This window comes from Catenulispora acidiphila DSM 44928, from assembly GCF_000024025.1.
Classification (GTDB): Bacteria; Actinomycetota; Actinomycetes; order Streptomycetales; family Catenulisporaceae; genus Catenulispora; species Catenulispora acidiphila.
The window spans coordinates 7186228-7198859 of sequence record NC_013131.1 but is presented as its reverse complement, the minus strand read 5'-3'; the positions used below and the strand labels follow the sequence as shown (position 1 = coordinate 7198859).

Genomic DNA, 12632 nt, shown 5'->3' with positions numbered 1-12632 from the left:
CCGTCCGCTGCGCGCTATGGGGTCAGGACCGCGGGCCGCTCAGCTCCAGATGTCGCTGATGACAGCGGCGCCCGAGCTGTTGCCGACCGGGGTCAGACCGTACATCTTCTCCAGGGTGGCCAGCAGGTTGTAGTGGGTGACCTGCTCGCTGTAGTGGCCGGTCTTCACCCCGGCGCCGACGACGATCGTCGGGATCTGGTTGCTCTCGGTGTAGTCGTCCTCGTCCCAGGTCACGATCAGCACGCTGTTGTTCGCCTTGGCCCAGGTCGCGTACGCCGACAGGTTGGTCTTCAGCCAGGTGTCGCCGGTCTTGACCGTGCCGTCGTGCATGTCGTCGTTGAGGTTCGGGATGACGAACGACAGCGTCGGCAGCGTCGAGTAGTTGGTCGGGAACTGACTGAACGGCAGGGAGTCCGAGCCCGGCACGTTGCTGTAGTTCACCCACGGCGAGTGCTTGCGCGCGTACTTGCCGGAGGAACAGGTCGTCGAGCCGGTGCTCGGCAGACCCTCGGAGTAGCCCTTGAAGGTCTTGCCGGCGCCCAGAAGCTCCGACCCCAGGTTCGCCGTGTTGCCCTCGCTCACCGGGCAGGCATCCGAGGACAGCCCGAAGGTGCTGCCGCCGAACAGCGCCATGTAGTTCGGCTCGCTGGGGTGGGTGACCGCGAACGAGCCGGTCAGCAGCGCGCCGGAGGAAGCCAGGGAGTTGATGTACGGCGCGCTGGAGCTGCCGATGATGTCGTTGTAGGAGTGGTTCTCCTCCATCACCACGACGACGTGGGCCGGGGTCGGCACCACGCCGGTCGTGGCCGGGGACGCCGCCGGAGCGGCCGAGGCGGTGGCGAACGGGATGAGGGCGGCGGCCAGGGCGGCCGTGCCGACGGCCGCGGACAGCGTCAGGGCCCTGCGGGACATGCGCATGGATTCTCTCCAGGTGCGGTGGGGGTGGGAGGGCGAGAGGCAGCACCGGTGATGCTAGACACAGACCGTGACGATCGGAATACCGAAAGGAGAGAAAGAATCGTGAACATCAGGAAGCTGAAGGCTGCGGCGCGGGTAACAGTGGTCGGCTCGGCACGGCGGGCCACCGAAGGCCGGGGCAGACCACGGCGGGCGAACGCCCGGCGTAGACGAGAAGCGGCGGACCGAACCCTGATAATTGGTACCGAACCGCCCACCCGCAACGCCCCGAACGGATGTGCCCATGCTCTGGGAAGCAGTGCCGACCGCGCTGGCGGCCTCGTTCTCCCCGACCACGCTCGTCATCGTCGCGGGGCTCCTGGCCCGGGAACGCGCCCGCCTGCTGTCGCTGACGTTCCTCGCCGCCGCGGCCTCGCTCACGCTCCTGATCGGCTTCCTCGTGGTCACCGTCCTGGCCGGCACCGAGTTCGACGACCGCCAGCGGCATCCGACCGCGCCGCCGGTCCTGGACATCGTGCTCGGCGCGGCGGCCGTGGCGCTGGCGGTGGTGATCCTGCGCCGTACCCCGCGCGTGAAGAGCAAGGACAAGAAGCCGAGCCTGCGGGAGCCCCGCCTGACCACGGCCGTCATGCTCGGTCTGGTGGTCGGCACACCCTCGCCGATGTATCTGCTGGCGCTGCACTCGATCTCCCAGGGAAAGCCCACCGTCGGAGTCGGTGCCTTCAGCGTGATCCTGATCGCGGCGGTCGTCCTGCTGGCAGCCGAGGTGCCCATCCTGACCTACCTGATCGCCCCGGAGCGCACGCACTCCACACTGCGCGCCGCGAACATCTGGCTCGCCCGCAACGGCCGGGTGATCGCCGCCGCCGCCGCGGCCGGCGTCGGGTGCTACTTCATGATCAAAGGCATTGTCGGACTGCTCTGATCACCGACCCTCTCAGGGTTCGACGTCAGCTTCCGACGACTCCCCGGACCGGCCCGCCATCTCCCGCAACTCGGCGAGGACCCCCGAGGCGGCCGCCGTCAGCGGAACCGCCAACAGCGCGCCGAGGATCCCGGCGACCGCCGTGCCGCCGGTCACCGCCAGCATCACCACCGCCGGATGCAGCGACACGGTCCGGGACTGGATCACCGGCTGCAGGACGTTGCCCTCGACCACCTGCACCGCGACCACCACGCCGAGCACCCACAGGGCCTTGCCGACGCCGCCGTCGCCGAGCGCCACCAGCACCGCGACCGCGCCGGACAGGAAGGCGCCGATGAACGGGATGTAGGCGCCGACGAACACCAGGGCGGCCAGCCCGGGCGCGCCCGGAACCCCCAGGACGAGCAGCCCGATCAGGATCAGCACCGTGTCGATGAGCGCGATGAAGGTGGTACCGCGCATGAACCCGGACAGCGCATCCCACGCGCGGCGTGCCATCCGGACGGCGACGTCCGCCGTGCCCTCCGGCAGCGACCGGGAGGCGAACGCCTCGAACCGGCCGCCGTCGCGGATCAGGAAGTAGATCAGCACTACGCTCAGCACCGACCCGGCCAGGATCTGCACCGCCGTGGACACCCCGTGCACGACCCCGGCGATCAGCGCCGAGTTCGCCTCCGACCCCAGCGACCGCAGGCCGTTCGCCGCGGACTGCAGCAGATCCTCCTCCGATCCCGCCCCGACCCGCCGGCTGATCCTGCCCAGCGCCCGCCCGATGCCCGGCGCGGCGTCGACGACGGCGCGCGCGACCAGCCAGACGGTTCCGCCGACCACGCCCGCCAGCAGCGCGCACGCCACCCCGGCGGCCAGCGACCGGCTGCGGATCCGTCCGGTCAGCCGCCGCCCCGCCGGCTCCAACAGCGAGGCCGCCAGCAGCGCCAGCAGCAGCGGGACGACGGCGGCGCGCAGCTGGACGCAGACCCAGACCAGCCCGGCGGCCACGACCACCGCGACGATCAGCGCGAGGTTCCACGCCGTCGCCCGGAGCGCCCAGCGCGGCAGGAGCCCGCGTGGATCGGAATGCCGATCGGAAGGTCGATCGGAAGGCGGATCGGGACGCGAAGCACGAGGCGGATCGGGACGCGCGTCAGAGGACCCCGCCTCGGGGAATCCGGGCACTGACACGGCGCCGCCTCAGTGCTTTTTCTTGTGGGTGTGTCTGGGCCTGCCGAGCGGTGTCAGCCGGAGCAGCCAGGTGAAGATCATGACGAACACGGCGCCCCAGACGGCCGATCCGAACCCGTCCAGCTGGAGCCGGTCGGTCCAGGCCGCGACCAGCCGGATCAGCACGGCGTTGATGATGATGCCGAACAAGCCCAGCGTCAGCAGCATCAGCGGCGCTGTGACCAGCCGCAGAACGGTGCCGAGGACCAGGTTCAGCGCGGCGAAGGCCGCCGCGAGCAACAGCCAGGAGACCGGTCCGCCGTGGATGCTCATGCCCGGTGCGACCCACGCGGCCAGGACGAACGCCAGTGCCAGGATGATCCAGGCAGTGAGAAGCCGCTTCAGCATCGCCGTCCTCTCGCTGGTGGATACATCGGATTCAGGCTAATTGTCCGGTGGTGAAACGGCCTGTTTTGGTGGATCCGCCGCGTCGCCTGCCAGGACCCGGCCGATCCCGGCGCCCAGAACGATCACGCCGGCGACCACGAGCAGCCAGCTCATGAGGCTGAGCACGAGCCCGAACGGCCCGTACTCCGCGACGCTGCGCCCGGTCACCCGCGGCATGACGAAGCGCGACCCGATGCCGATCGCGGTCTGCGCGAGCCCGGTCAGCAACGCGGTCGGCAGCAGCGTCCGCCATCCGACCCGGCGCAGGAGCAGCAGGTGCGGCGTCCACCACCACAGCGCGACGCTCATCGCCGCCGACGCGGTCCAGCCCCAGAACCGCCACCAGCCGCTGCCCGCGCGCAGCGGACCCTGCGCCGACAGCACCGCGATCCACACCAGGATCCACGCCAGCCACCGCACCGCCGAGGACTTCATCCGTCCCGGCGGCAGCATCCAGGAGCGCTCGTAGACGCGCTGCAGCCGCCGGGTCAGGCTGGTCGCCGAGAACAGCGCCAGCACCAGCCCGGCCACGCCGATCGCGTCGCGCAACTCGTCCTGGCCGTTGAAGAACGCGTTCACGCTCTGTGCCGCCGAGCCCTCGATGCCCAGCTGCGCGCTGAGGCTCTCCCGCACGCGGTCCCGCAGCTGGTGCGGCAGGAACGCCAAGACCGCCAGCGCCATCGGCACGGCGGTGATGAAGATCTGCGCGGCCACCGCGAAACACCGGTCGATGGTCTCCGGAGCCAGCGCGACCCGAAGGACCTCGGCCAGCTTCGGGGACCGCTCCTCCAGCTCGCCGCGGCGGGCCCGAGCCGCCGCGATCAGCCGCGTCAGGCGTGATCGCAGACCGCGCCCGCCACCGCCCTCAGGGCTCGGGGTCGGGCTCGGGGCGTCGTCCTCGGCCGTCATGGGTCCCGTCTCGGTGGCGCCGGCGCAGGGCCGCTCGAACCGCTCGAACCGCTCGAACCGCTTGAAACGCTTGAAACGCGCGAACCGCTCAGGCGAGCAGCTTGTCCTTGGCCCGCTCGAACTCCGCGTCGCTGATCGCGCCGGAGGACTTCAGGTCGGCGAGCTTCGACAGCTCCTCGACCGTGGTCGACCCCGGACCGGTGCCGGCGGTCTCGCGGATGTGGTCGTCGAACGCCTGCTGGCGCTGCCGGACGTGCGCCTCGGTGCGCTCGGCCATGCTGCGCCCCCGGGTGATGAGGTAGACGAACACGCCGATGAACGGCAGGACCAAGACGAACAGCAGCCACGCCGTCTTGCCCCAGCCGCTGAGGCCCTTGTCGCCGAACACATCCGCGACCACCCGGAACAGCAGCATGAGCCACATGACCCAGAGGAAGAACCAGAAGATCATCCAGAAGGCGTTCAGCAGGGGATGGGACATGGACCGCTCCTTTGCGCCTCGATTGCGCGTCGGATCCGACGCTAGGCGCGCTTCGTGGGGCGCACGCGGCGGGTGCGTCATTCGGTGTACGAGAGCTGCCCTCACCGCTTCGGCCAGAACCACAACGGCGCGTCGAGCAACCCCTGCCCGGGCAGCACGGTCTCGCCGTTCACCTTCTCCAACTCGACCATCCCGACATCGCGCCGCAGCTTCGCCGCCGCGCGTCCGATGGCCTCGATCAGCCCGGCGGAGTGCGAGACCACGATGATCTGGCTGCGCTCCGACACCGCCGCGACGAGCGCGCCCAGCGGCCGCAGCAGGTCCGGGTGCAAGCTGGTCTCCGGCTCGTTGAAGACCATCAGGTCGGCCGGGCGCGGGGTCAGCAGCGCGGCGGCCAGCAGCAGGTAGCGCAGCGTGCCGTCGGAGAGTTCGGCGGCGCCGAGCGGACGCAGCAGACCGTGCTGCCACAGATGGAGGGAGAAGCGGCTGTCCGGCCCGACCTGGATCTCCAGGCGGCTGCCGGGGAAGGCGCTGTCGATCGCCTCGTCGAGCTCCGCGCGGCGTCCGGTGGCCACGATGGTCTGGAGCGCGGCGGCCAGATCGGCGCCGTCGTGCGCCAGGACCGGGGTGCGCGTGCCGATCTGCGGGGCGCGCGCCGGGGCGTCGAAGTCGGTGCGGAAGTGGTCGTAGAAGCGCCATGAGCGGATCCGGTCGCGGATGCGGAACAGTTCCGGGGCGGCCTCGGGGTCGGCGAACTCGCTGAGCATGCTGTCGAACTGCTGGATCGGATACGGCTTGGCGGCCCACTTCCCGTCGGCGCCGCGGATCTTGACGCTGTCGTTGTGCCGCTCGATCAGCGAGGTCGCCGGACGCAGCACCGGGCCGCTCCAGACCGCCTCGGTCTTGATCGCCGGGTCCAGGTTGAATTTCGCGGCCTCCGGATCCCCGCTGGGGACCGGCAGCCCGAGGTCGATCGCGTAGCCGAATTCCTCGCCGCCGAAGCCCAGGCGCAGCCCGACCGGCGCGCTGCGCACCGTGCCCTGCGTCCTGCGACCCGCCTTCGTGCCCTGCTCCGGTCCGGCCCAGAGCGTGGAGCTCAGCCCGCCCTCGCGCGCCAGCGCCGCCACCGCGCCGTTGCGCGAGACGTCGGCGAGCAGGCGTACGGCCCGGTAGAGGCTGGATTTGCCGCTGCCGTTGGCACCGGTGACCACGGTCAGCCGGCCGACAGGAATGCACAGGTTTCGCAGCGAGCGGTAGTTCTCGACGGCCAGCGTGGTGATCACGTCCCCGACCGTAGAGGAAGCCGGTGACAGCCGCCCCTTGACGAGTAACGGTCGGATCCGTTTACTCCAGTCGTACAAGCCTGATTCATTCTGTGAATTTGGTTGCCTTCCTGTTTGATTTCTGGCTCCATCGACCGCCATCAGGGAGCACGACATGCACACCGCACCACTGGTACGTCCCGGTCCACGCCGCGTCTTCGCCGTCTTCTTGGCGGCGCTGCTCGCCCTGTTCTGTGCCAACGGCAGCCAGCCGAAGGCGTACGCGCAGAGCAACGGCGCGGCGCTCACGCCGCTCATGGGCTGGAGCAGCTGGTCCTTCCTGCGCAGCGCGCCGACCGAGGCGAAGATGAAGGCCCAAGCCCAATCCATGTCCAGCTCCGGGCTGGTCGCCGCGGGCTACAAGTACGTCAACCTCGACGACTTCTACTACCTGAACCCCGGGACCACCGTCGACTCCTACGGCCGCTGGGTCATCGACACCGGCAAGTTCCCCGACGGCATGGCGAATCTGGGCTCGTACATCCACTCCCTCGGTGAGAAGTTCGGGATGTACCTGACCCCGGGCATCCCGGTCGCGGCGTACAAGCAGAACACGCCGATCCAGGGGACCTCGTTCCACGCCCAGGACATCGTGTCCAACACCAGCAGCTACGCGACGAACTACAACTTCGGCAACGGCGCGATGTACAACATCGACTACGCCAAGAACCCCGCCGCCGCGCAGGCGTTCCTGAACTCCTGGGCCAACGAGCTCGCCGGCTACGGCATCGACTACCTGAAGGTCGACGGCATCAGCCCGAACGACGGCGACGCCCAGGGCGTGGCCGACACCCAGCACTGGTCCCAGGCGCTCAACCAGACCGGCCGCACCATCCACCTGGAGCTGTCCAACTCGCTGACGCCCGCGGACGCCGCCTCCTGGCAGCAGTACTCCAACGGCTGGCGCATCGACGGGGACGTCGAGTGCTACTGCGGCTCGAACTCCTCCTTCCCGCTGACCGACTGGAACAACGTCAGCCAGCGTTTCACCGACGTGCAGCCGTGGATCGGCGTCGGCGGCACCGGCGGCTGGAACGACCTGGACTCGGTGGAGATCGGCAACGGCTCCAACGACGGGCTCACCCTCGACGAGCGGAAGACGCAGCTGACGCTGTGGGCGATCGAGAACTCCAACCTCACCCTCGGCGTCGACATGACGCACCTGGACTCCACCGACGTCGGGCTGCTGACCAACAGCGAAGTGCTCGCCGTGGACCAGGCCGGACACCCGGCGCGCGCGGTCGACCGCACGACGCCGCTGCAGACCTGGTACGCCGCGAACGGCGACGGCAGCTACACCGTGGCTCTGTTCAACCTGTCGGGCTCGGCTGCCACGGTCACGGCGAACTGGAAGGACATCGGGTTCACCGGCTCCTCGGCGACGGTGCACGACGACTGGTCGCACAGCAACCTGGGCACGTTCGCGACGAGCTACGGCGTTTCACTGCCTGCGCACGGCACGACGCTGCTCAAGGTGGTCCCGACCGGCGCGGCGAGCTACAACGCGATTTCCTACAACATAGTCAACGCGAACAGCAGCATGAACCTGGCCACCTCGGGCTCCTCGATCGTGCAGCAGAGCCCTGACAACGCCCTCGACCAGGAGTGGCAGCTGGTCCCGGTCGGCGACGGCAGCTACAAGGTCCTCAACCGCACCAGCCACCAGCAGCTGGCCGTTCCCTCAACCACTCAGGGTGCACAGCTCACGCAGAAGGCCAACGACAACGCCGCCGACTCGCAATGGCGCTTCGTCCCGACCGGCAGCGGCTCGTACACGCTGAAGTCCTCCTCCGACGGACAGGTCGCCGACGTGTCCGGCGCCTCGACGAGCGCCGGGGCGTCGGTGATCCAGTGGCCCGCCAACAACGGCGCGAACCAGAAGTGGACGCTGGTCCCGGTCCCGGACGCGAACCAGGGCTACCGGGTCGAGAACCTGCTGACCGGCGGCCGGCTGGACGTGAACGGCGACTCCACCGCCGACAGCGCGACACTGGTGCAGTGGTCTGACAACGGCCAGGCCGACCAGCGCTGGACCTTCGCCAAGCAGAGCGGCGGCGCGTACACGATCGTCAACGCCAACAGCGGCAAGCTGGTCAACATCCCGGGCCCGACCACCGCGACGGCGACGCAGCTGATCCAGTTCTCCGACGACGGGAACAGCAACTCCCGCTGGACGCTGGTCGACGAAGGACCGGGCGTCGTCGGGCTGAGGAGCGTCTACGACGGACAGATGATCGACGTCTCCAACGGCAGCACCAACACCGGTACGGCGGTGATTCAGTTCACTGCGAACGGCGGGCAGAACCAGGACTGGACACTGGTGCCGTGAGATAGCTGCTCACGCCACCGGATACGGGATAGCCGGTCACGCCACCAGATAGGGCGCGCCGACGATCCACCCTCCCGGCCGGGGACGCGCCCGGCCGGGATCCAGATCCACCAGCTCCACCTCGTCGCCGACGCGGATCGTCCCCGGCGCCGCCGTCCAGGAGTCCAGGGCGAACGTTCCCTCGTAGCCGTGGCGGATCGTGCGCAGCACGTCCAGGTCCTGCTCGCCGGTGTCCGGGTCGATCGTGGTGACGATGCACCGCGCGCGCAGCTTGAGCATGCCGATCAGCACCTCGCCGATCCGCAGCGCGTGCCCCGGCCACCCGCGCTCGGCCAGACCGGGAACGCCGCCGATGACGATGTTCGGCCGCAGCCGGCGCCGATCGTATCCGAGCTCTGCGACGGCGCCGTCGGTGGCGACCAGCAGGTTGAGGACGTCGAAACGCTCCGGGCCCGCATAGCGGACCAGTTCGGCGCCTGGACCGGCCGCTGCCCGGACCAGCTCGGCGGTCTGCGGGGCGTTCCACGGCCGACCGGCCACGCGCACCTCGCCGTCCGCGCCGGTCGCCGCCGGCACACCGAGCAGGGCGTGCCGGGTCCGACCGGTGAGCACGCCGCGCGGATCGCGGACGTGGAGCAGCCGGTCGCCGGCCACGCCGTTCGAGGTGACGTCGGCCGATTCCAGGCGCTCGCCCTGCATCGACTTCACCGGGTAGCGCCACAGCTCCTTGACATACATGTCCTGATTCTCCTTCTTTCCTTTGCTGCTCCTGCTCCTGCTGCCGCTCCTACTCCGAGGTCGGCATCGCGCGCAGCCGGCTCACCGGCGACAGCAGTACCGGCAGCACCATCACCGCCGATCCGACCGCCACCACCAGCAACCCCGACCGCAGACCGGCGGCGCCGCTGATCAGCCCGCCGACCAAGCCGCCCAGCGAGCCGCCGCCGAACAGGGCGGTGCGGAACGCCGCGTTCATCCGTCCCATCAAGTGCTGCGGCGTGGACGCCTGCCGCAGGCTGATCACCACCACGTTGGCGACGCCCAAGCCCAGATAGGCGAGGAAGAACGAGGCGATGAACGTCGCCAGCAGCACCGGTCGCGAGCCGGTGGCGAGCGGGATGAGCAGCGGCGCGAGGAAGATCGCGGACATCGAGACCGCGTACACCCTGCCGAGCCGGAAGCGCTGGAGCAGCCGACGCGAGACCGTCGCCCCGACCAGCCCGCCGACCGAAGAAGACGCGAACACCACGCCGATCTGCGCCGAACTCAGCCCGACGCCGCGCGAGGCGTAGAGCAGGAACATGGTCCACACGCCGACCATCACGAAGTTGCAGAACGGCGCGATGAGCGCCAGCGGCCGCAGGATCCGGTCGCCGAACACGAAGCGCAATCCTTCGACGAGTTCTGTCCGCAGCCGCCGCTTGGTCGTTGTGGGAGGCGCCTTCGGTTCCGGCGTCCTGATCCACAGCAGCGTCGCCAGCGAGAACAGGTAGGAGATCGCGTCGGCGGCGAGGGCGGTCGGCGCACTCAGGGCACTGATGACCGCACCGGCGACCCCCGGTCCGGCGACGTCCGCGCTGGAGGAGGTGACGCCGAGCTTCTGGTTGGCCTCGACGTACTGCTTCGGCTCCTTCACCAGCGCCGGCACGAACGCCATCCAGCTGACGTCGAAGAGCACTGAGAACACGCCGACCGCGCAGGCGATCGCCAGCAGCAGCCCGAGTGTGAGGTGGTGCGTCGCCGACAGGAGCGGGATCGCCGCGATCAGCACCATGCGGGCGCCGTTGGCGAGCATCATGACGCGCTTGCGGCGCGCGCGGTCGACCCAGACGCCGAACAGCATCGCCAGCGCGAGGTAGGGGACGAGCTGCAGGAAGCGGAGCAGCCCGACTTGGAAGGGCGAGGCATTGAAGACGAGGACGGCGGTCAGCGGGATCGCCAGCGTGGTGATCTGTGTCCCGAACAGGGAGAGCGTCTCGCCGGACCAGAACTTCAGGAAGTCGTGGTTGCGCCAGAGCGAGGCGGGCTGGGGCGCGGTGGCTGCGGCGGCTAGTTCCTGCTCCCGTTCCTGCCCGACGGTCGACGTCATGTCCCCCACTTTCTAATGGTTGATGCGGCTTCCAATAGTTAGATCATGGCAGCAGGTTCCTAACGGGCGCAAGTGTGATCTACCATTAGGTCATGACCGAACCGCTGGCCGTCGCCTTCGCGAACACCTGGTACGCCGTCCGCGGTGACGAGCGGGAAGGTGTCGGGACCCCGCTTGACCTGGCGAAATGGCTGGACTCGCAGCGGCTTTCGGCTGGCGTCGGGGAAGGGGGCGTCGGCGGGGGAGACGTCCGCGAATTTCTCACGCTGCGCGATGCGATCCGCGCCCTCTTGCGTGCGACGACCGAGGGCGAAGCGCTGCCGGAGGCGGCGAAGGCGACGCTGAACACGGCGTCGGAGCAGGCTCCGAGCTGGCCGGCGCTCGCGGGTTCGGCCGACTCCGGCTACGGCGTGATCGAGGTGTCCTCCGCCGATCCCCTGTCGGCAGCGCGAGCCCGGATCGCGCGCGATGCGATCGCCGTCCTCGGCGGACCGCTGCGCGAGGATGTGCGCGCGTGCCACGCTCCCGGCTGCGTGCAGTACTTCGTCAAGGACCACCCGCGCCGCGAATGGTGCAGCGCCGCGTGTGGGAACCGAGCGCGTGTGGCTCGTCACTATCTGAAGAGCAAGGACTCCTGAGCGCCGCATGGTGCCAGCTCGGAACGATGAAACGTTCCGAGTCGGGCCACGACCGGTCCGAACTGTTGTGCCGTGAACTGAACCCCCGTGATGATTTGGGCCGTCCGTTCGCCCTGTAGTCGCATAAGGGGATCGCATGACGCTCACAACGGGGTCCGGCAGCTCGCGTGAAGCCACAGCGAGCGGAGCCGGCGCTTGATTACCTCGGATTGAGGATGGACCGCTCCGCGAGAGCGATGGCGAAGCGCGCACGGCTGCGCGCTCGCGTACCCGGATCTTCTTGTGCCCGGCCGGGATCCGACCGGTCGCGATCATCCATGGCCAGAACCGTTGTCCCCCACGAAAGGTCCTGCTATGAAACTGCGCACCCGAATAGCCCGGATGGAACTCGTCGCCGCGACGGCCGTCGCGGTCGCCGGCGTCGGGCTCGCCGCCGGGACGGCGAACGCCGCGAGCGCGCCGTCGCCGATCAAGCTCACGTCCTCTTCCTGCCCGACGAACATCTCCTACGGCCAGAAGAGCGGCTGTGTCACCGAGCTTCAGCAGCTGCTGAACAAACACGGCGCGCACCTGGCGGTCGACGGTGACTTCGGTCCGGCGACCCGGGCGGCGGTCAAGAGCTACCAGTCGAGCCACAAGCTGTCGGTGGACGGCATCGTCGGGCCGAAGACCAAGGCTTCGCTCGACGGCGGCAACAGCACCCCGCCTCCTCCGCCGACCGGGAGCGTGCAGTCGAAGATCATCTCCTATGCGAAGGCCATCGAGGCGGGCGACGCGGAGAAGGGCTGGGGCGGCGGCCGCGTGCCGTACGGCTGGGTCGGCGGCCACGGCGCGAAGCCCGGACCGAGCGCGGCGAACTGCGGCGCCTCCGGCGGCGACCCGGCGTGCTGGACCGCGACCAGCCACCACACGCTCGGGCACAACGGCCAGATCTCGCTGGACTGCTCGGGCTTCGTGCGCTGGGTCTACGCGCTGGCCTACGGTCGCGACGTGCTCGGTCCGGACGGGACCGCCGTCCAGATCCACGAGACTCACCGCGTCTCCAGCCCGGTGCCCGGCGACCTGGTCTTTTTCGGCAGCGGGAACACCCCGCACCACGTCGGCATCTACATCGGCGGCGGCAAGATGATCGACGCCCTGGAAACCGGCCACTACATCGAGACCGACCCGGTCTCCGCCGGCGGCCACGTCATCGGCTACTACCGGTTCTGATCCGGGCCCATCGGAACCGTCCGGCGTCCGGCGCACCGACGGGTGTGACAGGACGCTGAGACCCGTGTCACCTTGATCGCCCCCGGCGGGTGGGGGCGATCAAGGACCGCCCAAAGAGTTGGCAAACAGTTCAGCCATCTTGGCGTTGCGCGAGCGAGCGAGGCCATAGGGTGACCGGACGAGTCGGTGGATCCCGACGGC

The 12632-nt window shown here is 69.4% G+C and carries 12 protein-coding genes; 4 read left to right on the top strand and 8 right to left on the bottom strand.

Features of this window, described 5'->3' with window-relative positions:
* Positions 1–39: 39 nt before the first annotated feature.
* Positions 40–918: an alkaline phosphatase family protein gene (locus tag CACI_RS31000; protein WP_015794842.1), complete on the bottom strand. Its 879-nt coding sequence runs from the start codon at positions 916–918 to the stop codon at positions 40–42.
* 283 nt (positions 919–1201) lie between these two features.
* Between CACI_RS31000 and CACI_RS30995 the strand changes: the two genes are divergently transcribed.
* The gene (locus tag CACI_RS30995) at positions 1202–1843 is read left to right on the top strand and encodes a GAP family protein (RefSeq protein ID WP_015794841.1); all 642 of its coding nucleotides are present in this window, start codon (positions 1202–1204) and stop codon (positions 1841–1843) included.
* A gap of 12 nt (positions 1844–1855) precedes the next feature.
* Here CACI_RS30995 and CACI_RS30990 read toward each other — a convergent pair whose 3' ends face one another.
* The 5 genes from CACI_RS30990 to CACI_RS30970 form a co-directional block, all read right to left on the bottom strand.
* The gene (locus CACI_RS30990; RefSeq protein ID WP_015794840.1) at positions 1856–3025 is read right to left on the bottom strand and encodes an AI-2E family transporter; all 1170 of its coding nucleotides are present in this window, start codon (positions 3023–3025) and stop codon (positions 1856–1858) included.
* Positions 3026–3034: 9 nt separating this feature from the next.
* Positions 3035–3412 (bottom strand): phage holin family protein, encoded by a 378-nt coding sequence (locus CACI_RS30985; protein WP_015794839.1) that lies wholly within the window; start codon positions 3410–3412, stop codon positions 3035–3037.
* A 36-nt stretch (positions 3413–3448) separates the two neighbouring features.
* Positions 3449–4360 carry a YhjD/YihY/BrkB family envelope integrity protein gene (locus CACI_RS30980; protein WP_015794838.1) on the bottom strand — a complete coding sequence of 304 codons (912 nt, stop codon included), beginning with the start codon at positions 4358–4360 and terminating at the stop codon, positions 3449–3451.
* 88 nt (positions 4361–4448) lie between these two features.
* Positions 4449–4841 (bottom strand): SHOCT domain-containing protein, encoded by a 393-nt coding sequence (locus tag CACI_RS30975; RefSeq protein WP_015794837.1) that lies wholly within the window; start codon positions 4839–4841, stop codon positions 4449–4451.
* 101 nt (positions 4842–4942) lie between these two features.
* The gene (locus CACI_RS30970; protein ID WP_015794836.1) at positions 4943–6124 is read right to left on the bottom strand and encodes an AAA family ATPase; all 1182 of its coding nucleotides are present in this window, start codon (positions 6122–6124) and stop codon (positions 4943–4945) included.
* A 154-nt stretch (positions 6125–6278) separates the two neighbouring features.
* Between CACI_RS30970 and CACI_RS46275 the strand changes: the two genes are divergently transcribed.
* Positions 6279–8492 carry an alpha-galactosidase gene (locus CACI_RS46275; protein ID WP_015794835.1) on the top strand — a complete coding sequence of 738 codons (2214 nt, stop codon included), beginning with the start codon at positions 6279–6281 and terminating at the stop codon, positions 8490–8492.
* Between the two features lie 36 nt (positions 8493–8528).
* Here CACI_RS46275 and CACI_RS30960 read toward each other — a convergent pair whose 3' ends face one another.
* Positions 8529–9230, bottom strand: coding sequence for an MOSC domain-containing protein (locus CACI_RS30960; protein WP_015794834.1), 702 nt, complete (start codon positions 9228–9230; stop codon positions 8529–8531).
* 49 nt (positions 9231–9279) lie between these two features.
* Positions 9280–10581, bottom strand: coding sequence for an MFS transporter (locus CACI_RS30955; RefSeq protein WP_015794833.1), 1302 nt, complete (start codon positions 10579–10581; stop codon positions 9280–9282).
* 92 nt (positions 10582–10673) lie between these two features.
* Between CACI_RS30955 and CACI_RS30950 the strand changes: the two genes are divergently transcribed.
* Together CACI_RS30950 and CACI_RS46270 are read left to right on the top strand one after the other, a co-directional pair.
* Positions 10674–11219 carry a CGNR zinc finger domain-containing protein gene (locus tag CACI_RS30950; RefSeq protein WP_015794832.1) on the top strand — a complete coding sequence of 182 codons (546 nt, stop codon included), beginning with the start codon at positions 10674–10676 and terminating at the stop codon, positions 11217–11219.
* A 354-nt stretch (positions 11220–11573) separates the two neighbouring features.
* Positions 11574–12431, top strand: a complete 858-nt coding sequence (locus CACI_RS46270; RefSeq protein WP_015794831.1) for a C40 family peptidase — start codon at positions 11574–11576, stop codon at positions 12429–12431.
* Positions 12432–12632 lie beyond the last annotated feature (201 nt).